This is a genomic window from Parapedobacter lycopersici (assembly GCF_024643285.1).
Classification (GTDB): domain Bacteria; phylum Bacteroidota; class Bacteroidia; order Sphingobacteriales; family Sphingobacteriaceae; genus Parapedobacter; species Parapedobacter lycopersici.
The window spans coordinates 258,438-284,548 of sequence record NZ_JAMSLW010000002.1 but is presented as its reverse complement, the minus strand read 5'-3'; the positions used below and the strand labels follow the sequence as shown (position 1 = coordinate 284,548).

Sequence of the window (26,111 nt, the reverse complement as noted above, 5' to 3'; positions counted from 1 at the left end):
GAAAATGGCAGATCAAGAACTGAAATGGTACGTTGTACGGGCCGTTAGTGGAAAGGAGAAAAAGGTTAAGCAATATATCGAGGCTGAGGTAAACCGGTTGGGCATTAACCACCTTGTACCCCAGGTTTTGATCCCTATGGAGAAATATTACCAGATGCGTGATGGGAAGAAGGTAGCGAAAGAGCGTAATTTTTATCCGGGATATGTGCTGTTGGAAGCGGCATTGGATGGTGAGCTGGAGCACGTAATCAAGAATATTAATAGTGTTGTCGGGTTTCTGGGTGATAAAGCCGGAACACCGATCCCATTGCGCCCGGCCGAGATCAACCGTATTCTCGGCAAGGTAGACGAAATGTCGGAGCAGGGCGAGCTGATGAATGTGCCTTTCTATGTGGGCGAATTGGTCAAGGTCAACGACGGACCGTTCAATGGATTCACCGGTGAGATCGAAGAGGTGAACGAGGAGAAAAAGAAATTGAAAGTCATGGTAAAAGTGTTCGGCCGTAAAACCCCGTTGGAGCTGAACTATATCCAGGTGGAGAAAGAATAATTGCAGGCGAATTGGTAAAATTCGCCTATATTTTTCATAATGCTTTGTGATTAGAAAAATATTTGTACCTTTGCACTCCTTTTGGGGTGCATTTGCAATTTACACAAAAGCGCTTCAAAATCTAAATGTTACGTTATAATGCTTCCACCTTACTAACAAACATTTATTAATTAATTCAACATCGTAAAATGGCAAAAGAAGTCAGTGCGTTAGTAAAATTACAAGTGAAGGGCGGCGCTGCAAATCCATCTCCTCCAGTCGGACCTGCTTTGGGTGCGAAAGGGGTGAATATCATGGAGTTCTGCAAGCAGTTCAATGCACGTACCCAGGATAAACCCGGCAAAGTATTGCCTGTTGTTATCACGGTATATAGCGACAAATCTTTCGATTTTATCATTAAAACCCCTCCTGTTGCAATCCAGTTGGTTGAGGCTTCAGGGTTAAAGGGTGGTTCCGGTGAACCTAACCGGAAAAAAGTGGGGTCGGTAACCTGGGAACAGGTGGAAACCATCGCGAAGGATAAAATGCCGGATTTGAACGCGTTCACGGTGGAGTCTGCCATGCGTATGGTTGCCGGTACGGCACGCAGCATGGGCATCACGGTGAGCGGTAACGCGCCCTGGAACAATTAATTTAACGAAATCAATTTAAGAAAGTGGCAAGATTAACAAAAAATCAGAAAGCGGCACTATCCAAGATTGAAGTTGGCAAAGCATATACTTTACAAGAGGCAGCAGCCCTGGTGAAGGATATTACCAATACCAAATTTGACGCTTCGGTGGATATCGATGTACGCCTCGGCGTGGATCCCCGTAAAGCGAACCAAATGGTACGCGGTATCGCAACATTACCGCATGGTACAGGCAAGACCGTTCGCGTACTGGTGCTTTGTACTCCGGACAAGGAGGAAGAAGCAAAGGCAGCGGGTGCAGACCATGTGGGACTGGACGACTATATCAGCAAAATCGAGGGTGGATGGACCGACATTGATATCATTATTACCATGCCCAGCGTGATGGCAAAAGTAGGTAAACTGGGCCGTATCCTCGGTCCGCGTAACCTGATGCCAAATCCGAAAACCGGCACGGTAACAACTGATATCGGCAAGGCAGTAACCGACGTTAAAGGCGGTAAGATTGATTTCAAGGTAGACAAAACAGGCATCATTCATACATCGGTCGGTAAGGCTTCTTTCGCTCCCGAGAAGATCTATGAGAATGCCCTGGAGGTATTGCAAACGATTTCCCGGTTGAAGCCATCGGCTGCAAAGGGAACGTATTTCAAGAGCATTTACCTTTCTTCTACCATGAGCCCGGGAATCCAAATAGAGAGTAAATCAGTAGCAGGTATTTAATCATGAAAAGAGAAGAGAAACAAGAAATTGTTAAAGCTTTAGCCGAGCAGATTAAATCTTACGGTAATTTTTACATTGCTGATACTGCTGATTTGACGGTAGCTACCGTGAATGGCATCCGCCGCAAATGCTACGATAGAGGCATTGCGATGCAGGTGGTGAAAAACACGCTGATCAGAAAAGCACTTACAGAAGCTGGAGTGGATTCGGAAGAATTACTCGGCGTACTGAAGGGCTCATCTACGATGCTGTTTTCAGAAACGGGAAGTGCACCGGCCAAGTTGATCAAGGAACTTCGGAAAGAAGGCGATAAGCCGGTACTGAAAGGCGCATACATTGATGCGGCGGTCTTCATTGGAGACAACCAGGTTGATGTGTTGAGCAGACTGAAATCGAAGAACGAATTGATCGGCGACATCATTGGATTGTTGCAGTCGCCTGCCAAGAATGTCATCTCCGGACTGCAGTCCGGTGGTAACACCCTGGCCGGATTGGTTAAAACTTTACAGGAGCGGGGCTAAGCGGAGGCTCCCAACGGAAAAATTCCGCGTGATTAATTAAAATTTTTTTAAAACGTAATTCAAAAAATTAAAATAAAATGGCAGATTTAAAAGCGTTTGCTGAGCAGTTGGTAAACTTGACAGTAAAAGAAGTTAACGAGTTAGCTCAAATCCTGAAAGATGAGTATGGCATTGAGCCTGCTGCTGCAGCTGTTGCTGTTGCTGGTCCGGCTGCAGGTGGTGATGCACCTGCTGCTGCTGAGGAAAAAACTTCCTTTGATGTCATCCTGAAAGAAGCCGGTGGCCAGAAACTGGCTGTTGTAAAGCTGGTGAAAGACCTGACAGGACTTGGCCTGAAAGAAGCGAAAGACTTGGTTGACGGCGCACCTAAAGAATTGAAAGCCGGTGTTGCAAAAGACGAAGCAGAAGCTTTGAAAAAACAACTTGAAGAAGCAGGAGCTGTTGTTGAGATCAAATAAATTAGGTCATACAACATACCTGAACGGGTTAGACTCTGACGTGTATTTCGTCAGAGTCTATTCCTATTTATGATATTTCCCCTATCATACCATGTCTATGCCGTACATGGGCCCCTAAGGCAGAAAACGGCATCGTGTGCACAGTTTAAATTAAACTAAATTCTTATTCCCTTGGCAAACAAAAGTATTCAAAACGAAAGAGTGAATTTTGCAAGCAGTAAAAAGGTGATCGACTACCCCGATTTTCTGGATGTGCAATTGCAATCTTTCAGGGAGTTTTTTCAGCTTGAAACAACTTCAGACAACCGCCACCAGGAAGGGCTGTTCAAGGTATTTTCAGAAAACTTTCCCATTTCTGATTCACGGAACATCTTTGTGCTTGAGTTTCTGGATTATTTTATTGATCCGCCGCGCTACGATATTCAGGAGTGTATCGAACGTGGCCTGACCTACAGCGTCCCGCTCAAGGCGAAACTCCGCCTGTCCTGTAACGACGAAGAACATGAGGATTTTGAAACCATCGTGCAGGACGTTTATCTGGGGACTATCCCCTACATGACCCCGAAGGGAACCTTTGTCATCAATGGCGCTGAACGCGTTATTGTATCCCAGCTGCACCGCTCGCCGGGCGTATTCTTCGGACAGAGCCGCCACACGAACGGTACCAAGTTGTATTCAGCTCGGGTTATTCCGTTTAAGGGATCATGGATTGAATTCGCGACAGACGTGAACAACGTCATGTACGCGTATATCGACCGTAAGAAAAAATTCCCGGTAACTACACTTTTACGGGCCATCGGTTACGATTCGGACAAGGACATCCTGGAATTGTTTGAGCTGGCCGATGAAGTGAAAGTGAGCAAATCCGGGCTCAAAAAATATGTGGGCCGCAGACTTGCGGCACGGGTACTTAAAAAATGGATTGAGGATTTTGTGGACGAAGATACGGGTGAGGTGGTGTCAATCGACCGAAACGAGGTCGTATTGGAACGCGAAACGGTATTGGAAGATGACCATATCGACCTGATTATCGACGCCGGTGTGAAATCCATCATCCTGACGAAGGAAGATGCGTCGAACAACGCTGATTATTCCATTATATACAATACGTTACAGAAAGATACATCGAACTCGGAGAAAGAGGCTGTTGAGCATATTTACCGCCAGTTGCGTAATGCTGAACCACCCGATGAGGAAACCGCTCGCGGCATCATCGAGCGCCTGTTCTTTTCCGACAAACGTTATGACCTGGGCGACGTGGGCCGTTACCGGATCAACCGCAAGCTGCAGTTGGATACACCGGACGATACTAAAGTGCTCACCCGTGAGGATATCATCGCCATTGTGAAGTACCTGATCAACCTGATCAACTCCAAGGCAGAGGTCGACGATATCGACCACTTGTCCAACCGGCGCGTACGTACCGTGGGCGAGCAATTGTATACGCAGTTTGGTGTAGGCCTGTCGCGTATGGCGCGTACAATCCGCGAACGGATGAATATCCGCGACAACGAGGTGTTTACGCCTACGGACCTGATCAATGCCCGGACGCTTTCGTCTGTGATCAATTCCTTCTTTGGTACCAACCAACTGTCACAGTTCATGGACCAGACCAACCCGCTGGCAGAAATTACCCACAAACGCCGTTTGTCGGCTTTAGGGCCCGGCGGTTTGTCGCGTGAACGGGCGGGATTTGAGGTGCGCGACGTGCACTATACCCACTATGGCCGTTTATGTACCATTGAAACACCGGAAGGTCCGAATATCGGGTTGATTTCCTCGCTTTGTGTACATGCGAAAATCAATAACCTGGGATTCATTGAGACCCCCTACCGTAAAGTAGAAGACGGAAGGGTAGTCGTGGAAGAACCGGTGATCTACCTGTCTGCCGAAGACGAAGATGGTAAAACCATCGCTCAGGCCAACGCGGAATACGATGATAAGGGTAACTTCGTTACGCCGAGGGTAAAAGCCCGGTATGAAGGTGACTTCCCTGTTATCGAGCCGGAAAAACTGGACCTGATGGACATTGCGCCGAACCAGATTACTTCCATCGCTGCTTCGCTGATTCCGTTCCTGGAACACGATGATGCTAACCGGGCCCTCATGGGTTCCAACATGCAGCGGCAGGCAGTACCGCTATTGCGGCCTGAGGCGCCGGTTGTGGGAACTGGATTGGAAGGACGCGTGGCACGCGATTCACGTACACTGATCAATGCCGAAGGCAGCGGTGTAGTGGAATATGTGGACGCCGAGGAGATCAAGATCCGTTACGACCGGACAGACGACGACCGGCTGGTGTCGTTTGACGATGACGTAAAAACATATAAACTGATTAAGTTCAAGAAAACCAACCAGAGTACCTGCATAAACCTGAAGCCGATTGTCAAAACCGGCCAAAAGGTGGAAAAAGGACAGGTGCTTTGCGAGGGTTATGCAACCCAGGATGGCGAACTGGCACTCGGACGCAACCTGAAAGTGGCTTTTATGCCATGGCAAGGATTTAACTTTGAGGATGCTATCGTGATTTCGGAACGGGTGGTCAGCCAGGACATCTTTACTTCACTGCACATTGAGGAATTTGAGCTCGAAGTGCGCGATACCAAACGGGGTGAAGAGGAATTGACGGCGGATATCCCGAACGTATCGGAAGAGGCTACGAAAGACCTGGATGAGAAAGGCATCATCCGCATTGGTGCGGAGGTGCGGGAGGGTGACATCCTGATCGGTAAAATTACGCCGAAAGGGGAATCGGATCCTTCACCGGAAGAGAAGCTGCTCCGTGCGATCTTCGGCGACAAGGCCGGTGACGTAAAGGACGCTTCATTGAAAACGCCGCCTTCAATTAACGGTGTTGTCATTGATACGAAGCTGTTCTCACGGGCCAAGAAAGTGGGTAAAGAAGAAGAAAAACGCGTGCTTGACCAGCTGGATGCGCAACATGCTAAGGCCCTGAAAGTGCTGAAGGACAAACTGATTGAAAAGCTGTTTGCGATTGTAAACGGCAAAACTTCACAGGGTGTTTACAATGTGTATAAGGAGCTGCTGGTCGCTAAGGGCGCCAAGTTTACCCAGAAAATCCTGACCGATCTGGATTATACGAATGTAAATCCTACGGGCTGGACAACTGACGACGAAAAGAATGAGCTGATCAAGCAGACGCTTCACTTCTATAACATCAAGTTAAATGAGGAGTTGGGTGCTTATAAGCGGGATAAATTCGCTATTAGCGTGGGGGATGAGCTGCCGTCGGGCATCGTACAGATGGCCAAGGTGTTCATCGCTAAAAAACGGAAGCTGAAGGTAGGTGATAAGATGGCAGGCCGTCACGGGAACAAGGGTATCGTTGCGCGGATTGTGCGGGATGAAGATATGCCGTTCCTGGAAGATGGTACGCCGGTTGATATCGTGCTGAACCCATTGGGTGTGCCTTCGCGGATGAACCTGGGTCAGATCTATGAAACGGTATTGGGCTGGGCCGGACAGAAACTGGGTGTCAAATTTGCGACGCCGATTTTTGACGGAGCCTCTACGGAAGAGGTGGAAGGATGGGTGGCTAAGGCCGAACTTCCTGCATCGGGCCGTACGTACCTGTACAATGGATTGACCGGTGAGCGTTTTGACCAACCGACCACGGTAGGTGTTATCTACATGCTGAAATTAGGCCACATGGTGGATGATAAGATGCACGCACGTTCCATTGGTCCGTACTCGCTCATTACCCAGCAGCCACTCGGCGGTAAAGCACAGTTTGGTGGCCAGCGGTTTGGTGAGATGGAAGTGTGGGCACTGGAAGCGTTCGGTGCCTCCAATATTCTTCAGGAAATCCTTACCGTTAAATCGGACGACGTGGTGGGCCGGGCGAAAACGTACGAAGCGATCGTCAAAGGCAATAATCTGCCAACACCGTCTGTACCGGAATCCTTCAACGTACTCGTTCATGAGCTGCGTGGTTTAGGATTGGATATCACGCTGGATTAATCAAGCATAGCGCTTTAACTTTTAGAAAAGAAAGTATGTCTTACAAAAAGGATAATAAAATAAAAAGCAACTTCACCTCGATTACCATTAGTCTGGCTTCTCCGGAAACCATTCTGGAACGCTCAAGCGGCGAGGTGGTAAAACCGGAGACGATCAATTACCGGACGTACAAACCGGAACGTGACGGTTTGTTCTGCGAACGTATTTTCGGTCCGGTAAAGGACTACGAATGCCATTGCGGTAAATACAAGCGTATCCGTTACAAGGGGATCGTATGTGACCGTTGCGGGGTGGAAGTAACCGAAAAGAAGGTGCGCCGTGAACGTATGGGGCATATCAGCCTGGTAGTTCCCGTGGCACACATCTGGTACTTCCGTTCCCTCCCTAACAAAATCGGCTACTTGCTGGGTCTGCCCACCAAGAAGCTTGATATGATCATTTACTACGAACGGTATGTAGTGATCCAGGCGGGTGTTAAAGAAGAGGATGGTATTAATTACATGGACTTCCTGACGGAAGAGGAATACCTGGATATCCTGGATACCCTGCCGAAGGAAAATCAGTTCCTTGATGATACCGACCCGCAGAAATTCATCGCCAAGATGGGTGCGGAGGCGCTGGAGGAGCTGTTGAAACGCCTTAATTTGGATCAACTTTCTTATGATCTGCGCCATCAAGCAGCCAACGAAACGTCGCAGCAGCGGAAAAACGAAGCCTTGAAACGTTTGCAGGTAGTGGAGGCATTCCGTGGTTCCCGGGATCGGATCGAGAACCGCCCGGAATGGATGATTGTTAAAATTGTACCGATCATTCCGCCCGAGCTGCGCCCATTGGTGCCATTGGAAGGCGGACGTTTTGCGACATCCGATCTGAACGACCTGTATCGCCGGGTGATTATCCGGAATAACCGCCTGAAACGCCTGATGGAAATCAAGGCGCCGGAAGTAATTCTCCGGAACGAAAAGCGGATGTTGCAGGAAGCGGTTGACTCCCTGTTCGATAACTCGCGTAAGGTAAATGCCGTGAAAACGGAAGGTAACCGCGCATTGAAATCGTTGTCCGATATCCTGAAAGGTAAGCAGGGCCGTTTCCGCCAGAACCTGTTGGGTAAACGGGTGGATTACTCGGCGCGCTCGGTCATTGTGGTCGGGCCGAACCTGAAACTGCACGAATGCGGACTGCCGAAAGATATGGCAGCCGAACTGTATAAGCCGTTTATCATCCGCAAGATGATTGAACGCGGTATTGTAAAAACCGTGAAATCGGCCAAGAAAATTGTGGACCGCAAGGATCCGGTAGTGTGGGATATCCTCGAAAATGTATTGAAGGGACATCCTGTGCTGCTTAACCGGGCACCTACGCTGCACCGTTTGGGTATCCAGGCTTTCCAGCCCACGTTGGTGGAAGGTAAGGCCATCCAGCTGCACCCGTTGGTGTGTACGGCGTTCAACGCCGACTTTGACGGTGACCAGATGGCGGTACACTTGCCGTTGGGCAACGCGGCGATCCTTGAAGCACAGATCCTGATGCTGGCATCACACAATATCCTGAACCCGGCTAACGGAACCCCGATTACGGTTCCTTCGCAGGACATGGTATTGGGTCTTTATTACATGACCAAGGGCCGGAAAACAGATGAAACCCGCGTAATTAAGGGGCAGGATATGGTCTTTTACTCCGCTGAGGAGGTGATCATTGCCTATAACGAGAAGCAGGTCGATCTGCACGCGTTTATCAAAGTAAAAACGGTTGTCCGCAATCAGGCAGGTACGCTGGAAGAACGGATTATCGAAACGACCGTGGGGCGTGTGCTGTTTAACCAGGTTGTTCCCGAGGAAATCGGTTATGTAAATGAACTGCTCACCAAGAAGTCGCTTCGTGATATTATCGGATCCGTGGTAAAGACCATGGGTATGGCACGTGCGGCGCAGTTCCTGGATGACATTAAGGAGCTTGGGTTCCAGATGGCATTTCGGGGTGGGCTCTCGTTTAACCTGCAGGACCTCAATATTCCGGATGCCAAGTCTGACCTGATCGACCAGGCAACCCGCGAAGTAGAGGAAGTGACGAACAACTATAACATGGGCTTCATTACAAATAATGAGCGTTACAACCAGATTATCGATATCTGGACGCGCATTAACAGCCGGTTGACGGCTAATGTAATGGAGATTCTTTCTACGGATAACCAGGGCTTCAATTCGGTTTATATGATGCTGGATTCAGGCGCCCGGGGTTCCAAGGAGCAGATCCGCCAGTTATGCGGCATGCGGGGCCTGATGGCTAAACCGCAGAAATCGGGCTCTTCCGGAGGTGAGATTATTGAGAACCCGATTCTTTCGAACTTCAAGGAAGGACTTTCGGTATTGGAATACTTCATTTCGACACACGGTGCCCGTAAAGGTCTTGCGGATACGGCACTGAAAACGGCCGACGCAGGTTACCTGACCCGGCGGTTGCATGATGTGGCCCAGGATATGATTGTGGTGGACGAGGATTGCGGTGGCCTGCGGGGTGTTTATACGACTGCCCTGAAGGATAACGAAGATGTTATTGAGCCGTTATATGACCGGATACTCGGCCGTGTATCGCTGCACGATGTATATGACCCCATTTCGGGTGAACAGCTGGTAGCGGCAGATCAGGATATCGACGAACAGATTGCGGCGAAAATTGAAAATTCGGCCGTAGAAGGACTGGAAATCCGCTCGGTATTGACGTGTGAAAGTAGGCGTGGCGTATGTGCGCTCTGCTATGGCCGTAACCTGGCAACCGGCAAACGGGTGCAAAAGGGTGAGGCTGTTGGTGTGATTGCTGCGCAGTCCATCGGTGAGCCGGGTACACAGCTTACACTGCGTACGTTCCACGTGGGTGGTACGGCATCGAACATTGCGGCAGAATCCCAGATTCTGGCAAAATTTGACGGTGTTGTTGAACTGGAAAATATTCGCTCGGTACCGCACGAAGGCGAGGAAGGGCCGGATCAGGTAGTGATTGGCCGTTCTGGCGAACTCCGTATCGTTGATCCGGAAACCAATAAGGTGATCATGACCAATAACATCCCTTACGGGTCATACCTGTATGTCAATGCGGGGGATAAGGTAACCGCAGGGCAGCGTATCTGCTCCTGGGACCCTTATAATGCGGTGATCATTTCCGAATTTGCCGGAAAAGTGGAGTTTGAATCGATCATCGAAGGGGTTACGTTCCGCGAGGAATCCGATGAACAAACCGGACACCGTGAGAAGGTAATTATTGATACCCGGGATAAAACGAAAAACCCGGCCATTAAGATCCTGGATAAAAAAGGTGCGGTTATCCGTACGTACAACATCCCGGTTGGTGCCCACGTTTCTGTGAGCGACCAGGTGGATGTGAAAGAAGGGATGATTTTGGCCAAGATACCCCGTTCTACTGGTAAAACGCGGGACATTACAGGTGGTCTGCCACGGGTGACCGAGCTGTTTGAAGCCCGTAATCCGTCTAACCCGGCAGTAGTAACCGAAATCGATGGTGTGGTGACACTTGGTGGTGTCAAACGCGGTAATCGCGAGATATCCATCGAGTCACGCGATGGACAGATCAAGAAATACCTGGTGCCGCTTTCCAAGCACATCCTGGTACAGGATAATGACTTTGTGAAAGCCGGTATGCCGTTGTCAGACGGGTCGATTTCTCCAGCAGACATCCTGGCGATTAAAGGTCCATCGGCAGTACAGGAGTATCTGGTAAATGGTATTCAGGAAGTATACCGCCTGCAAGGGGTAAAAATCAATGATAAGCACTTTGAAACCATTGTGCATCAGATGATGCAGAAGGTGGAAATTGCCGATCCAGGCGATACCCGTTTCCTCGAGAAAGAGGCAGTTAACCGGTGGGACTTCATGGAAGAGAACGATAACATTTACGATAAGAAAGTAGTGGTAGACGCTGGAGATTCCAATGAACTGAAACCCGGCCAGATTGTTTCGTTGCGTAAATTGCGGGATGTGAATTCCAGCCTAAAACGCCGCGACCTGAAATTAGTGGATGTCAGGGATGCCATTCCTGCTACGTCCAGCCCGATACTGCAGGGAATTACCCGTGCTTCATTGGGTACCAAATCATTCATTTCGGCGGCTTCCTTCCAGGAAACAACCAAAGTGCTGAATGAGGCGGCAATCGCAGGTAAGCGTGACAACCTGTTGGGACTGAAGGAGAACGTGATTGTAGGACACCTGATTCCTTCGGGAACCGGGCTACGCGATTACGAACGGATTATCGTGGGCTCCCAGGAGGAATACGATCAGCTGCTGGCTTCCAAAGAAGAGGATTAATCAGTGGATTGTTTGATCGGTAGCCGGTGTTTACTGACCGGCCGGCCGATCAGGATAAAATGAACCGCCGGGCATTGGAAAATGCCCGGCGGTTTTTTTGTTTCCGCTGAATCCCAACCACTGAAAGCTAACGGCTAAATCGTATCTTTGCAATCGCTATGGGTACCCTACTGGATATCGGACAAAAGCCGTACAATCATTATGGCGCCTACCTGCGTGCTAAATACGACGGTAAACGCGTATTCAAGATTATCGTGGATGGCAATTTTACATGCCCGAATCGCGATGGCAGCAAGGGGTATGGGGGCTGTTCCTACTGCAACGTGGATTCGTTCACCCCCGAATCTGCCCGTACATTACCCACTATCCGTCAGCAGGTGGAAGAAGGGATTCAACGCGCGATAAATGGTTACGGTGCAGAGAAATTCGTGATTTACTTTCAACCCAATACCAACACGTACGCACCGACCCACTACCTCAAGGCATTGTACGATGAAGCATTGAGCGTCGCTCCGGAAAACGTGGTGGGCCTGTCCGTTGGCACCCGGCCGGATTGCATCGACTTTGAAAAGGTGGCGCTGCTTGAAAGTTACACTGACCGATATGATGTGGACCTGGAGATGGGTATGGAGTCGATTTATAACGATACGCTGGAGCGCATCAACCGGGGCTGCAGCCACGAGGAACTGGAATCAGCCCTCGGCCTGGTTGCCAACAGCCCGCTTGATATCTGTGTGCATACCATTTTCGGATTTCCCTGGGAAACAAGGGAAATGATGCTGCGCTATGCCGATGAGATTAACCGGTTTCCGCAGATTAAGTTTGTAAAACTGCATCATTTGCATATTGTCGAGGGATCCATTATGGGCGTACAGTATAAACGTAATCCTTTTCCGGTGTTCAGCTTAGCCGGCTATACCGACTTTCTTTGTGCATTTATTCCCTTACTTAGGCCTGATATCGTCATCCAGCGCCTGTTTGGCCTGGCGGATCAGGAGCTACTGATTGCACCGAATTGGGGCAAGGGAAAATCGGCTATTCAGACCCATATTGATAAAGAACTGGAACGCCGGGGTGCTTACCAAGGGAGTCAGTATAAAGCGAAATAATCCGATCGCGTGTGGTTTAACCTTCCAGCACCTGTTTCAGGTCGGCAGGCGAATACGCAACTGATTTCAATGTCTTGTTGTCTTCGGTACGGAATACCAGAAATAATCCATCGACTTCCTTATAGTATGATTCTACGCCTTTTGCCTTGTAATGTGACATGGTAGCTTCCGCTTCCTGTACGGTTTTGCAGGCCTTGCTCATGTTCGACCGTTGGACTTCGTCGAACAATGCGGCGAATTTATCGGCCAGGCCAAACTCCAGAACGGCACCGGAAAGCACATACTGAATGTCGCAAAGGGCATCGGCTATTTCGATAATATCTCGGTTGGCGATGGCTTCCTCCAGTTCTTTCAGCTCTTCGGAGATAAGGGAAACACGCAGGTTGCATCGTTTTTCGTCAGGAATGGCAGGCTGGGCCAATATAGGGTGTTGAAACGTACGGTGAAATTCGGCAACGGCTGTCAACGTCTTCGGGTCTGTCATGCTTAATGGTTTTTCGTCGTAAGTATTGAATATAGCACGCTTAACTGCTATTTAATGAAATGCTTGAGCTGGATAATCTCTTTTTCTTCCAGGAAACGCCAGCGGCCGCGGGGCAGGTCTTTCTTGGTCAGGTTGGCATAGACTACCCGGTCGAGCTTCACGACGTCGTAGCCGAGTGATTCAAATATGCGGCGTACGATGCGGTTTTTCCCACTATGGATCTGGACACCGATTTCCCGTTTGCTTCCACCCTGGACGTAGCTGATCGCATCAGGTTTGACAAAACCGTCTTCCAGTTCCACGCCAAATGCAATTTTATTAAGGTCGCCCTGCGTTAGGTTCTTATGGAGCTCCACCTGGTAAATCTTGCTGACATTATTCCGTGGATGGGAAAGTTTCTCAGAGAGATTCCCGTCGTTTGTCAGCAACAGCAATCCGGTCGTATTGCGGTCCAACCGCCCTACCGGATAAATCCGTTCACGGGTGGCCTTGGCAACCAATTGCATAACGGTACGCCGTTCCTGTGGATCGTCAGTGGTGGTAATATAGTCCTTTGGCTTATTTAGTAGCACATACACCATTTTTTCACGTTGCAGGCGTTCGCCATTATACCGAATATCGTCTTTCGCCGGATCGACCTTGGTACCTAACGCGGTAACTACTTCGCCGTTTACCCGGATGACGCCTGCCTCGATCAATTCATCTGCCTTGCGCCGGGAACAGATTCCTGCGTTGGCAATGTACCGGTTGAGGCGGACCAGTCCGTTATTTTCAGGTTCCTGCTGGAATGGCTTCCGGGATGTTCCCCGACGCCGTTCATATACAGGCTTAGTTGCGTCGGCACCATGGCGGCTATCCGCCCGTTTTTCACGGTAGGCACGATGCTGGGTATTGTCGTTTTCATGCGCATTTCGCGTGTCCCGACTATAAGGGCGCCCCGGTCCGGACGATCGGCCTTTATAAGGTGCGGGTTTACGGTCCGGTCCGTTCGATGGTTCATCGTTTTCCCAGGTTTTCCGTGGGCCGCCGCTGTAGGGGCGACCTGACTCGCCGGAGCGGCCTTTATAAGGACCGGACTTCCGTCCCGGTTGATTCCTGTTACTTGCCTGTGTGTCCTGACCCCTGGATTTATAGCCGCTGGGAGCGGAAGGGCTTGCCGATCTACCTTTTTTTCTGGATTTGTCGTCGCGACTGTTCCGTTTGTTACTTAATGGCATGATTTTTACCGTAGAAAAATGTGAACCGCAAAGGTAGCTAAAAATATGCGTTTAACGGCGAGTGACCTTGTTTTTTACAAAAAAATAACCAGAAAAGGTACGTTAAATTTTGTTAAAAGTCAAGCCGTTGTTAACTAAGTGTTTGTAAGATAGCGAGATAATTTTTACATTTGCGACCAACTTTTGGATCAAGTAATAATTTCCCCCCATTTTTAACCGGGCGGTCTATTACAGAAAGGTAATGCATGATAAAAAAACAACTGCTCTGTTGCAGTGCGGTTTTGGGGCTGGTGTTGCTGTCTAATTTATATTCATATAACTCAGCAGTCAGTGAAGAACAGGCCGTTTTGCAACAGGACACCATATCGTACAGCGATTTTTGGCTGGATGATATTAATCAAGTTCGAAACTCCCCCTATTTTGCATCATTGAATTTTGCGGAAGAGAACCTGCCTTTAGGTGACAAGCAAATTGAACAGAAAATGATGCGCTATCTCAAGGCATATTCCCGGAAACAGTGGTCGAAGCTATTGCACCGTAAGGCGCAGTCCGATTTACCGGAAGTGGCTTCCGTTTTACGCCGGTATGGCGTCCCTGAAGACTTTAAATACATTCCCTTGGTGGAAAGTGGCCTCGCACATGGCACGACATCGCACCGGGGTGCGTCGGGTTACTGGCAGTTTATGCCCAGCACCGCCCGGGCTTTTGGTCTCCGCGTCGACAATGAAGTTGATGAACGCCAGCATATTGAAAAATCAACTGTGGCCGCTGCGAAATACCTGAAGTCGTTATATCGCGTCTTTAATAGCTGGACATTGGTTGCAGCCGCCTACAATATCGGTGAGGGAAATTTACAGCGTGCAATTAGCCGTCAACGGGAAGATAACTATTTCAAGCTGAAACTTAACCGGGAAACAGGCAGCTATGTGTACAAGCTGATCTCGGTAAAAGAGATTATCGAGCATCCAGGGCTGCACCGCGAGCGTAACAAAGCACTGCTGGCTGATGCAACACCGGATGCACAGGAAGAAGATCATAAATTATAGGCTGTCAGGGGCACCCCCTGTTGCCGGATAACCGGCTGAGAGGTATGCCTTTGCCGGCTAGCGAAGATCTACAATTTCTACCCCCGGGTATTGACTCTGCTGAAAAGTAAACCGGCCTGCCGGAACCGTTGGATTCGCTTTCGTACCTTTAATTGCATAGGTATACCGCATACCATTCTTATCAAAAACCGTTACATCGTAGAGCAGGTTCGTGGATTGACTGATCCGCAGCTTGATTTTGTAGTACGGCGATTGCGTATCTTCCGGTGAAAGTTCAATCACATGCAATGCCGTATTTCCAGCACGTTCGTCCGCGGCCGATACGTATTTGTACCCACTGCTGTAAAATGAGAAGATATTGACCGGTGAAATGGCCGTGGCACTGTTGTCTACATCGGTAACCTGTACTTCACTGACGTCCTTGAGTACCGTCCACAGCGTTTTGCCATCACTGATCAGCTCCTGGCTATCCATGGTAATGTGATATTTTCCGCTAGACGGTTCGATCAGGATGACCCCTGATTCCGAATAGTCAGCAGCTGCCTGCGGCGACTGCCGGGCAGTGACGGTAAAATTAGCCTGAACCGTTTTATAACCTTTATATGTGCTGCTCATTTTATCGAGCAATGCTTTTGCCGCTGCATCCGTCTGTGCATAAACGCTGGTTACAGCAACTAAAAACAGGATGAACAGTCCAAATCGTTTCGCTTCTCTCATGGCTATCTTAAGCATCTTTCTTTAACCCATCCAAAAACTGTTCCAATGAATATTCGTCAGGGAATAGCACTTCGCGGGCTTTGCTGCCCTCAAATGGCCCTACGATGCCGGCGGCCTCCAGTTGGTCGATGATCCGGCCGGCCCGGTTGTATCCCAGTTTTAATTTACGCTGGATAAGTGAAGTCGATCCCTGCTGGTGGAGCACAATAAGGCGTGCGGCATCCTCAAACATCGGGTCGCGATCGCTCATGTCGAAATCTCCGGTTCCGCTTTCGCCGTTTTCGTCGATATATTCAGGGAGAAGGAATGCCGAAGGGTAACCCCGCTGGCTGCCGATGAATTCGGAAATCTCTTCGACCTCGGGCGTATCTACAAAAGCACACTGTATCCGGATCAGGTCGCTTCCCGTAGCCAATAACATATCCCCACGGCCGATCAGCTGGTCGGCACCTCCGGAGTCGAGAATAGTCCGTGAATCCACCTTGGAGAGTACCCGGAAAGCAAGCCGGGCAGGGAAGTTGGCCTTGATAGTACCGGTAATGATATTCACGGATGGGCGCTGGGTGGCAATTACCAGGTGAATACCGACAGCACGGGCTAATTGTGCCAGGCGGGCAATGGGGGTTTCCACCTCTTTGCCGGCAGTCATCATCAGATCGGCGAATTCATCGACAATCAATACAATGAAAGGGAGATAACGGTGGCCCTCTTCGGGGTTCAGGCGCCTGTTAATGAATTTGGCGTTGTACTCTTTGAGGTTACGGACCTGTCCGTTTTTCAGGAGGTCGTAACGGCTATCCATTTCGATACACAGTGAATTGAGGGTATTAATTACCTTTTTGGTATCGGTAATGATAGCATCTTCTTCGCCGGGCAGTTTGGCTAAAAAGTGCCGTTCTACTTTTTTGAATAACGAAAGTTCCACCTTTTTGGGGTCCACCAGTACAAACTTCAGTTCCGCTGGATGTTTTTTGTACAGTAAAGAGGTGAGGATGGCGTTGATACCCACAGACTTACCCTGGCCAGTAGCACCGGCTACCAACAAGTGGGGCATTTTCGCCAAATCAGCAATAAAGACTTCATTGGAAATAGTTCTTCCCAGTGCGATGGGTAGGTCCATATCGGTATGCTGGAATTTCTCTGTGGCCAGTACGGATCGCATGGATACCATTTCCGGATGGCTGTTGGGCACTTCAATGCCGATAGTACCTTTGCCCGGCATGGGCGCAATGATCCGGATGCCCAATGCGGCAAGGCTCAGTGCAATATCGTCCTCCAGGTTTTTGATTTTGGAAATACGTACCCCCGGTTTGGGGATAATTTCATACAGTGTAACGGTAGGGCCGATGGTTGCTTTGATTTTGGCAATCTCAATATTATAATTCCCCAGCGTTTCGACAATTTTATCTTTGTTGGCTTCCAGTTCGTGGTTATTGACCGTTATTTTTCCAGAGCCATAATCACGAAGGAGATCGAGTGTTGGGTATTGGTATCCCGATAGATCCAGTTTGGGGTCGTACTGTCCTACCTTCTCGACTAACTCGTCGGCCGTAGTAATGCTTTTCTCTTCCTTAATGGCTGAAACCGTAAGTGCGGGTGCCAGGGTCTCTTTTTTTGGTTCGGGCTTTTCAGCCACGGGCGCTACCGTGAAATCGGGTGTTTCCGGACGCTTATCCGGCTGTTGCCCGGATTCCGCAGCTGCCGGCACAGGCGGTTCCACCGGTGCCTCGTCTTTCATCTTATTGAGGCTGAATTCAACCGGATCGATCCGGTACTCCGATTCTTCCAGGTAACGGTTTTCTTCACGTGCGGTATAGGCCGTTTCCGGTGTCGGATTCGTGGTCTTCGGTTGTCGGACAGGTAGCTTAAAATCCAGGTTAAACGCCATAATCAGTACCGTGAGTATGACGAAAATGAGCAAACCGCCTACGCCGGCCACACCAATTTGCGCCTGCAGCAACCGATTGGTCCAAAACCCGAATTCACCTTCCAGAAAATGCGGGTAATTGCTGGCAAAACCATGAATATAGGCGAGCGTGACCGAAATGAATATTAACGCACATAAGGAGTAGACCAGTGTTTTCCAAATGGAGATAATCCGCACTTTCAGCAACAGGCGATACCCGATGACAAAAAAGATACCCACAAAAATGAATGAAGCCACCCCAAACCACTTATAAATAAACTGATGGGCAAGCAATGCGCCGAATTTTCCCATCCAGTTTTCCACAACAGGCTGCTCAACACCGGCAAGCTCCAGCTCTTCCCGGGTTTTAAACAGCGTGTCCCAGCTTCCGTTGGTTGCGGAGATGTAACTCTGGTCTTCCTGCCAGGTAAATAAGTAGGAAATAAAGGCAATGAGGAAGTAAACCGACATGGCCAGTAGAAACAGACCGGCAATTTTGACAATTTTTGCGCCTACGGTCTTTCCTGAAGCTGTGCCGGAATTACGCCTACGCTCGGTTTTTTTTCGTTCGGGCGACTTGCTTCCGGTATCGTATGGTGTGTTTTTTCTGAATGAGTTTCCTTTTCCAGACATTTAGCGGACACGTTATGTTTGAGACAAACTTACGATTTTTTACAGATAAAATGATTGTGGCTAACCGGATGCTGTTTGATCGGTTTTTTTTCGGACTGTAGCGTTTTATACGCGGGCCGCGTTTTATCAAAACATCCGGTTTAAAAAGTTGTTTGCAGATATACGTGATGACGATATAACAACAATGGTTAGTTATTAAAGAAAATATAATGATGAAAAAGATACAATTTAGAAAAACAGGAAAACGTAACCGCCTTTCGCTGGCCGTGCTGATGTTAGGCGTAGTGATCGCGTTTGGCAGCTGTCTGAAGGACGATACCGGACCAAGTCAAATTTCTGCAACTGCCGCGCTGAATGCCGTACCAGGTTCGGAAGGGCTTGATATCGGATTGGACAACAACCAGCTGAATGACCGCTACTGGGGTGAAGAATTTGCATACACGGATGTGCTGCCTTACAAGAATGCTTATCCCGGAAGCCGGCTGGCCCGCGTATTTGACCCCCAGCGCAACGTGGATACCCCGCCGTTGGCCTATGCGACGGTAAATTTTGTTCCCGGTACTTTTTATACCCTGTATGTAGTGGGTTATGATGAACTGGAAATCATGGTGACGGAAGACGACCCTTCGGCTCCGGCTGAGGGAAATGCGAAAATCCGGTTTATTCAACTGAGCCCGGATGCCCCATCGCTGGATATTGTAGAGGAAGGGGAAGATGATGTGCTGGCAAGCGACATGGAATTTAAGGATGTTGTCGACTTTTTTGATGTGGAAGCTGGTACGGCTCACACATTTAATATCCTGGAACACGGCAGTACCGATGTCGTCCATACGTTCGATTTTACGCCGGAAAATAATAAAATTTACACGATATGGGTTAAAGGCTTATTTGAAAGTGAGGGCGATGAATCGCTGGCTTTCGGCCATGAGGTAATTACCCACTGATCGTTGTAGTTTAAGATTCTCCATAAATTTAGGTTGATTGAAGTCCATCCGCCAACCGGTGGATGGATACCGCTCCCGCCCGGGAGCGGTTTTTTTTGGCTAATGGTTCGTGCGATACTTTTATACCGCTGTTAGCAGAAAATAGTTCTTTTTACCCCGTTGCACAACCAGGTAACGGCCGTTCACCAGGTCCGCAGTTGTAAATACCTGTTCCGTATTGCCGAGTTTTTCCCGGTTAACAGAAACGCCACCACCCTGTATCATTTTACGTGCTTCGCCCTTGGAAGGGAAAACAGACGAAGATTGCGCCAGCAGGTCCAATACATTAATGCCAGTCTCAAACTGGGTCTTATCAATCTCGAACTGCGGGATGCCGTCAAATACGTCAAGTACGCCTGCGGGGTCCATTCCATTGAGGAACTCCAGGGAACCGCTGCCAAATAGAAATTCCGAGGTTTTAACGGCGGTTTCGTAGTCCTGTTCACCGTGTGTCCGGACGGTGATGTCACTGGCCAGGGCCTTTTGTACAATACGTAAATGCGGTGCTGTGTCGTGCTCGGCAATAATCGAATCGATCTCTTCCCGGGATTTCAGTGTGAATATCTTAATCCAGTTTTTTGCATCATCGTCGCTTGCGTTGAGCCAGAATTGGTAAAACCGGTATGGTGAGGTCTTTGTTCTGTCTAACCAGACTGCCCCACTTTCGGTTTTCCCAAACTTATTGCCGTCTGCTTTTTTGATCAGTTGCGTAGTAACGCCGTAGGCGGTACCGGCGTCCTGTCGGCGGATAAATTCGGTTCCAGTTACAATATTTCCCCATTGGTCTGACCCGCCCATTTGTATCAGGCAATTGTGGTGCTTCCACAGGTGGTAGAAGTCGTAGCCCTGGATCAACTGGTATGAAAATTCAGTGAACGACAGGCCGTTTTCACTTGCCAGCCGACTTTTGACAGAATCTTTTGCCATCATGTAATTCACCGTAATCAGTTTCCCGACATCACGGATAAAATCCAGAAATCTAAATTCTTTGAACCAGTCGTAGTTGTTGACCATTTTTGCCGGGTTCGGTCCTTCGCCAAAATTCAGGAACTGCCGCAGCTGTTTTTCGAGGCAGTTTACATTGTGCTGCAAGGTCGCTTCATCAAGCAAGTTCCGTTCTGCGGATTTGAAAGATGGGTCGCCGATCATGCCGGTGGCACCGCCAACCAACGCGATAGGGTTGTGCCCTGCACGCTGGAAATGAATCAGGGTCATGATTTGGGTCAGGTGCCCCACATGCAGTGAATCTGCCGTCGGATCAAAGCCGATATAACCTGAAACCGGTCCTTTATTCAGTAATTCTTCAGTACCCGGTATGATATCCTGCAACATACCCCGCCAACGTAATTCGTCTACAAAATTCATGGTAATTCCCTGTTTTAAGCTTTCGGATGACTCCCGTAAAACGACCGCAAAGATAGTAGATTATGCGTAAATTTATGCGTTGAAATTGTTATCTTGGTATCAGATGATGCATAATAGGCCTTTGAAGCAGGGAGGAATATCGACAGGAGACATTGGCACAATAAGTGCACGTTAAGCTAAAACGGGCTGCATGAATTTCCTTTCGCACTATTATTTTGAACGATATAGCCACAACCCTGAGTTGGTGCTGGGCAGTATATTGCCCGATTTAGTAAAAAATGCAGCTAAAGAAGTTAACATACAGGCGCATAAATACGAAACCAAACTGGGTAATAACCCCAAATTGAATAGCCTGTATCAGGGGTGGATGCGGCATATCGAAACGGATCGGCTTTTTCACAATGCGCCTTTTTTTTATGAAAACACCCACGAGCTGAAACTGCTGCTGGCGCCCGCAGTGGAGACTACGGCGATACGGCCGTCGTTTTTATCGCATATCGCCCTTGAATTACTTTTAGATCACCTGCTGCTTGAAAACGGGATGGTGAATGAAAACGATTTTTATGCTTACCTAACTGCGGCCGACCGCGATACGGTAGCCCGGTTTCTGAAAATATGTGACGTACCTGATACGGAGTTCTTCTTTACTTATTTCGACGGCTTTATAAAGGCACGGTATGTAGGCAGTTACCGGGAGTTTGAGCAGATTACTTTTGCGCTGATCAACATTTGCAGACGGCTTTGGCGTGTCGTTATTACAGCGGACCAAAAAAAACAGATCACGGCAAGCTTAAGGGACTACGCAAAAAAAATGAACGGGGACTTTAACCTTATATTTGATGAGATCGGACCATTATTGCCATAACTTCTTTTCCTCCTTGCCGAAAATTGGCTGCTCCGTCGGGTTTTTTTTATAAGTTTGACCGGTTAACAGTGGGCTAACCAAATGTTATCCGCGTATGGCAAACAGACTTTTCCAAAAAAAACAGATCGATCAGTTGCTGGCAGGTGCACCACACGGTGGATTGGCCAAAGTACTGGGCGTACGTGATCTGGTATCGCTTGGGATTGCAGCTATCGTAGGGGCCGGTATCTTCAGCACCATCGGTCTTGCCAGTTACAACGGCGGGCCTGCAGTATCGCTTTTATTTGTGTTTGTGGCGGTTGCCTGTGTATTTACCGCACTTTCCTATGCGCAATTTGCCAGCACCGTACCTGTTTCGGGCAGCGCTTATACCTATGCATATGTTGCTTTCGGGGAGTTATTTGCCTGGATTATTGGGTGGGCGCTTATTTTGGAGTACGCCGTTTCCAACATGGTAGTGGCTATTTCCTGGTCGCAATACTTTGTAAGTATGCTGGAAGGTTTCGGGATCGTGATCCCAAGATGGCTCACCATGGCCCCGGCCTATGCTATTGAAGCACATGCCAAATTGGGGGCAGGTGGTATGGCGTCACTTTCCAAGGTGGATCAGGCGGCCGCGGCAGCATACGTGGATGCCCCGCGGATAGGAGATATTCCGATTATTTTTGACTTACCCGCAGGCCTCATCACCTTTCTGGTTACCTGGCTGGTTTACATTGGCATCAAGGAATCAAGGACAGCGAGCAATATCATGGTTGCCGTGAAAATCGGCGTTATCTTATTGGTTGTATTCGGTGGGATTTTCTTTGTAAAGCCGGAAAATTGGGTGCCATTCGCGCCGAATGGCGTTGATGGCATTATGAGTGGTGTCGCGGCCGTTTTCTTTGCTTTTATCGGATTTGACTCCATATCAACGACGGCGGAAGAATGTAGGAATCCCCAACGGGATCTGCCGCGGGCGATGATTCTTTGCCTGCTGATCTGTGCGGTATTATATATTTTGATTACACTGGTATTGACAGGCATGGTCCATTATACGGAGTTAAATGTAAAGGACCCGCTGGCGTATGTGTTTGAATACGTAGGCATGGATTATATGGCCGGTATTGTTTCGGTAACCTCAGTTGTAGCGATTACCAGCGCATTGTTGGTTTTTCAGCTTGCACAGCCCCGTATCTGGATGACCATGAGTCGCGATGGTCTTCTTTGGAAACGTTTTTCCACGATCCATCCGAAATATAAAACACCTTCGTTTGCAACTATTGTTACCGGCATCATCGTAGCCGTACCTGCGCTGTTTTTTAAAATGGATTTCTTTGTCGACTTAACCAGTGTAGGTACCTTTTTTGCATTTATTCTGGTATGTGCGGGTGTGCTTTATATGGATCATTCAGGAATTTCCAGGCAATCGAAATTCAGGGTGCCCTATATAAATGGCAAATACCTGATTTCATTAGGGTTAATCATTGCCATGCTATGGGTTTATTATGGGGAACCGGAGCTGATCGCTGAATGGCGCCAACTGTCAATAACGGAAATTATAGCACACAAATTACTGATCATTATTTTTTGGCTGACGTGGGCCGTACTCAGCGTCATGGGCTTTAAATTTAATTTCTCACTTTTTCCGGTAGCGGGTATTCTGTTTAACCTATACCTGATGTCCCAATTGGGTGCCAGTAACTGGATGATATTTTTGGTATGGCTGGCGATGGGGCTGCTGGTGTATTTCGGATACGGCTATCGGCACTCCGTATTGAATCAGACCCGCAGATAAAAAGCGGTAATGAAATCCCGCGCCAACGTAAAAGCCTGTTAAAAATTGTTAAAAAAAAGACTTTTTTTAACGTTACTTAGGTAATATATCATTTTTATTCTACATTTGTCATGAAGGGTGTGGGTTTACACCAACGGATAACCTTAGTCGTCATTGCTAATTACTGTATGAGGAAGTTTTTACGAGACATTTTTGTCATGCTAATGGTAGGTGCAGCCACGCTGATTGGAAGTGTGGACGCTGCACTGATGCCGGCGGCTCCTACAGCAGCAGATAGCAGCCTGATGAGAAAGGGAGAGGCCCCTGAATCATTACGGCCATTTCAGAGTGAGGATATGGAAAGCAGGCAGCGTTCCTTTTTCGGTGCCCTAAAAGGATTTTTCCCATTCCGGATGGGCAATGCCTCCATGGACGATAAATTGCTGAGTAACGTAAAAGTATTCCCAAATCCGGTGGTCGATCAGATTAACCTTTCATTCAGGCTCAGTAAACAGCAGGCCGTTTCCATTAAGGTGATGGATGCATTGGGGAATGAGGTAATGACATTGCTTGACCAGCAGCTGGATGCAGGAAACCAGCACCACGCGTTTGAAACCAACGACAAACTCACTAACGGGTTCTATTTTATCCGGGTTTCTGCAGGTACCGAAACCGTGATAAAGCGGATTTCCGTATTGTAACCTTCCATTTACGTTTTTAGTACAATCCTTTCCATCGCACCTTCGTGCGGGACGAAGATCTTAACCCCTACAGCTATCTCTTATTTTATTGTTCGGTTCCGGAATGGTTCCTATGGGATTATTCGGGGTCTATCCAGCGGCCGTCTCCGCGGATAATTTCGATGAGCTCGTCCAGTGCATCGGCCGACTGCACATTGCGTTTAACCACTTCCTTTCCACGATACAGCGTGATCTTTCCAGGACCTGCGCCAACATATCCATAATCCGCATCGGCCATTTCCCCCGGTCCGTTAACGATACATCCCATAATCCCGATTTTAAGTCCCTTCAGGTGATTGGTCCGGCTGCGGATCATCTGTGTAGTTTCCTGAAGGTCAAATAATGTACGTCCGCAGCTTGGGCAGGAAATATATTCGGTTTTGGAAATGCGTGACCGGGTTGCCTGCAAGATCCCGAATGAAGTTGCTACCAGTTTATTGAGCGGCGTAGCCGGCGAATCGATCCATACGCCATTACCCATCCCATCCACCAACAGCGCTCCCATATCGGTAGCTGCGTAAAGCTGTAATTTAGAGACAGGCTCTTCGGGACTCATAAAATCACCTGCCGGTCCGGAAAAAGTTTCAGGGGCATAATACCGCCGGATGATTACCGGATTAGTAAGGCCGAGTGTACGGATGGCTGAAAAGAATAGCCGCTGGTCGGCCATCCCGTGAAGTTCATCAGTTTCCACAATGAAAACAAGTGTCTTATCCAGTGGGAGGGATTCGAAGATCGGCGTATACAGGTCGGCGCGGCGGATACGAACCAGATTAAGATAGCTGTCTTTTTCCGTAGCCGTTACAAACTCGCCCAGTTGATATACGGGATGAATGTTCGCCTTGTCCCTGATGCCCTGCCATGTCTTATAATTATATAGTTGCTTGAGGTTCCCGGGCATGGTAAATGAGGGTAACTCATCTGCCAGGTATACAAAATCGACCGACTGCTCACCCATGTGATACTTGTCTAACAGGATGTCATATCGGTAACCCGCATCGGAGAGCACCTGGGGATCTTTCAGGTTACTTCGGGAGATGTCGACAACGACACGCGGTACCAATGATCCGCCAATAAAAGCATTGACTTCTTCTGTGCGGTAAGGCGATGGGGTGAGGTCCTCGGGATATGATGTATTACGTGCCGTTTCTACCGGTTCTGCTTTTGCCTGCCGGTTGGTGTAACGGTTTATCAATGCAATAGCTACCGGCGCCTCCAGTTCGGGTTCTTCAGTCAGGGAAACGCGGACGGTATCACCAAGGCCGTCTTCCAGTAATGTCCCTATACCCACGGCCGATTTGATACGGCCGTCGTCGCCATCGCCGGCTTCCGTTACCCCCAGATGCAGCGGGTAGTTCATCCCCTCCGCCACCATTTTTTCAACCAGCTGCCGGTACGCCTGTACCATAACCTGTGGGTTGCTGGACTTCATGGAGATGACCAGGTTGTAATAGTTTAAATCTTCGCAGATCCGGATAAATTCCATCGCAGACTCCACCATGCCCTCCGGCGTATCGCCATAGTGGCTCATGATCCTGTCGGACAGTGAACCATGGTTGGTGCCGATGCGCATGGCAGTACCGTATGTTTTGCAGATTTTTACCAGTGGGGCAAATTTTGTGTAGATACGGTCCAACTCGGCACGGTACGCCGCTTCGGTGTAATTTAGCTGATCAAATTTTTTCTTATCGGCATAGTTTCCCGGGTTGATACGCACCTTCTCCACAATACGTGCGGCCACCTCTGCGGCATTTGGTGTAAAATGGATGTCCGCAACAAGCGGAACCGTGTATCCCCGTTTGCGGAGTGCTTTTTTAATTTCGGCGAGGTTGTTCGCTTCCTTGATACTGGGCGCGGTAATACGCACGTATTCGCAACCCGCTTCCACCATCCGGATGGTCTGTTCTACCGAGCCCTGGGTATCCATGGTATCTACGGTAGTCATGCTCTGGATACGGATCGGATGAGTCCCCCCCATGGGTACGTCGCCAATGGAAACTTCACGGGTATGCCACCTCGAATATGCCGTCAGTGAATTGCAGTAACCGCCAGGTAGGGAGTTTCCGATTTTGGTATCCATAATAACGCAAAGTTAGCGATAAAAAGCGAA

The 26,111-nt window shown here is 48.7% G+C and carries 19 protein-coding genes; 13 read left to right on the top strand and 6 right to left on the bottom strand.

What is annotated here, in order from left to right; all coding sequences use genetic code 11:
- The first annotated feature begins 4 nt into the window (after positions 1-4).
- From nusG to mnmL, 8 genes are all read left to right on the top strand, one after another.
- Positions 5-550, top strand: coding sequence for a transcription termination/antitermination protein NusG (nusG, locus tag NEV57_RS05375; RefSeq protein WP_257657276.1), 546 nt, complete (start codon positions 5-7; stop codon positions 548-550).
- A gap of 188 nt (positions 551-738) precedes the next feature.
- Positions 739-1,182, top strand: a complete 444-nt coding sequence (rplK, locus tag NEV57_RS05370; protein WP_257657275.1) for a 50S ribosomal protein L11 — start codon at positions 739-741, stop codon at positions 1,180-1,182.
- 23 nt (positions 1,183-1,205) lie between these two features.
- On the top strand, positions 1,206-1,904 hold the full coding sequence (rplA, locus tag NEV57_RS05365) for a 50S ribosomal protein L1 (protein ID WP_257657274.1): 699 nt from the start codon (positions 1,206-1,208) through the stop codon (positions 1,902-1,904).
- A gap of 2 nt (positions 1,905-1,906) precedes the next feature.
- Positions 1,907-2,425, top strand: a complete 519-nt coding sequence (rplJ, locus tag NEV57_RS05360; RefSeq protein WP_257657273.1) for a 50S ribosomal protein L10 — start codon at positions 1,907-1,909, stop codon at positions 2,423-2,425.
- Between the two features lie 77 nt (positions 2,426-2,502).
- Positions 2,503-2,883 (top strand): 50S ribosomal protein L7/L12, encoded by a 381-nt coding sequence (gene rplL, locus NEV57_RS05355; protein ID WP_130856890.1) that lies wholly within the window; start codon positions 2,503-2,505, stop codon positions 2,881-2,883.
- A gap of 171 nt (positions 2,884-3,054) precedes the next feature.
- Positions 3,055-6,864 carry a DNA-directed RNA polymerase subunit beta gene (rpoB, locus tag NEV57_RS05350; RefSeq protein WP_257657272.1) on the top strand — a complete coding sequence of 1,270 codons (3,810 nt, stop codon included), beginning with the start codon at positions 3,055-3,057 and terminating at the stop codon, positions 6,862-6,864.
- Positions 6,865-6,899: 35 nt separating this feature from the next.
- The gene (gene rpoC / locus NEV57_RS05345; protein WP_257657271.1) at positions 6,900-11,180 is read left to right on the top strand and encodes a DNA-directed RNA polymerase subunit beta'; all 4,281 of its coding nucleotides are present in this window, start codon (positions 6,900-6,902) and stop codon (positions 11,178-11,180) included.
- A 158-nt stretch (positions 11,181-11,338) separates the two neighbouring features.
- On the top strand, positions 11,339-12,289 hold the full coding sequence (mnmL, locus tag NEV57_RS05340) for a tRNA modification radical SAM protein MnmL/YtqA (RefSeq protein ID WP_257657270.1): 951 nt from the start codon (positions 11,339-11,341) through the stop codon (positions 12,287-12,289).
- Positions 12,290-12,305: 16 nt separating this feature from the next.
- On the opposite strand, the gene NEV57_RS05335 is transcribed toward mnmL, so the two are convergent.
- Both NEV57_RS05335 and NEV57_RS05330 read right to left on the bottom strand, forming a co-directional pair.
- Positions 12,306-12,773 carry a pyrophosphohydrolase domain-containing protein gene (locus tag NEV57_RS05335; protein WP_257657269.1) on the bottom strand — a complete coding sequence of 156 codons (468 nt, stop codon included), beginning with the start codon at positions 12,771-12,773 and terminating at the stop codon, positions 12,306-12,308.
- Between the two features lie 47 nt (positions 12,774-12,820).
- Positions 12,821-13,990 (bottom strand): pseudouridine synthase, encoded by a 1,170-nt coding sequence (locus tag NEV57_RS05330; RefSeq protein WP_257657268.1) that lies wholly within the window; start codon positions 13,988-13,990, stop codon positions 12,821-12,823.
- A gap of 245 nt (positions 13,991-14,235) precedes the next feature.
- On the opposite strand from NEV57_RS05330, the gene NEV57_RS05325 reads away from it, so the two are divergent.
- Positions 14,236-15,036, top strand: coding sequence for a lytic transglycosylase domain-containing protein (locus tag NEV57_RS05325; protein WP_257657267.1), 801 nt, complete (start codon positions 14,236-14,238; stop codon positions 15,034-15,036).
- 57 nt (positions 15,037-15,093) lie between these two features.
- Here NEV57_RS05325 and lolA1 read toward each other — a convergent pair whose 3' ends face one another.
- Both lolA1 and NEV57_RS05315 read right to left on the bottom strand, forming a co-directional pair.
- The gene (gene lolA1, locus NEV57_RS05320; protein ID WP_257657266.1) at positions 15,094-15,753 is read right to left on the bottom strand and encodes an outer membrane lipoprotein periplasmic chaperone LolA1; all 660 of its coding nucleotides are present in this window, start codon (positions 15,751-15,753) and stop codon (positions 15,094-15,096) included.
- A gap of 7 nt (positions 15,754-15,760) precedes the next feature.
- A complete protein-coding gene (locus NEV57_RS05315) occupies positions 15,761-18,292 on the bottom strand; it encodes a DNA translocase FtsK (protein WP_257657265.1) in 2,532 nt (843 codons plus the stop codon).
- 209 nt (positions 18,293-18,501) lie between these two features.
- On the opposite strand from NEV57_RS05315, the gene NEV57_RS05310 reads away from it, so the two are divergent.
- Positions 18,502-19,236, top strand: a complete 735-nt coding sequence (locus tag NEV57_RS05310) for a DUF4397 domain-containing protein (RefSeq protein ID WP_257657264.1) — start codon at positions 18,502-18,504, stop codon at positions 19,234-19,236.
- A gap of 120 nt (positions 19,237-19,356) precedes the next feature.
- Here NEV57_RS05310 and tyrS read toward each other — a convergent pair whose 3' ends face one another.
- Positions 19,357-20,640 carry a tyrosine--tRNA ligase gene (gene tyrS, locus NEV57_RS05305; RefSeq protein ID WP_257657263.1) on the bottom strand — a complete coding sequence of 428 codons (1,284 nt, stop codon included), beginning with the start codon at positions 20,638-20,640 and terminating at the stop codon, positions 19,357-19,359.
- A gap of 190 nt (positions 20,641-20,830) precedes the next feature.
- On the opposite strand from tyrS, the gene NEV57_RS05300 reads away from it, so the two are divergent.
- From NEV57_RS05300 to NEV57_RS05290, 3 genes are all read left to right on the top strand, one after another.
- Complete coding sequence (locus NEV57_RS05300) at positions 20,831-21,505, top strand: ACP phosphodiesterase (protein WP_257657262.1); 675 nt, start codon at positions 20,831-20,833, stop codon at positions 21,503-21,505.
- 94 nt (positions 21,506-21,599) lie between these two features.
- Entirely contained in the window at positions 21,600-23,282 is a 1,683-nt protein-coding gene (locus NEV57_RS05295) for an amino acid permease (RefSeq protein WP_257657261.1), read from the top strand.
- Between the two features lie 167 nt (positions 23,283-23,449).
- On the top strand, positions 23,450-23,962 hold the full coding sequence (locus tag NEV57_RS05290; RefSeq protein WP_257657260.1) for a T9SS type A sorting domain-containing protein: 513 nt from the start codon (positions 23,450-23,452) through the stop codon (positions 23,960-23,962).
- A gap of 118 nt (positions 23,963-24,080) precedes the next feature.
- On the opposite strand, the gene ispG is transcribed toward NEV57_RS05290, so the two are convergent.
- Positions 24,081-26,081 carry a (E)-4-hydroxy-3-methylbut-2-enyl-diphosphate synthase gene (gene ispG / locus NEV57_RS05285; protein ID WP_257657259.1) on the bottom strand — a complete coding sequence of 667 codons (2,001 nt, stop codon included), beginning with the start codon at positions 26,079-26,081 and terminating at the stop codon, positions 24,081-24,083.
- Positions 26,082-26,111: the final 30 nt, after the last annotated feature.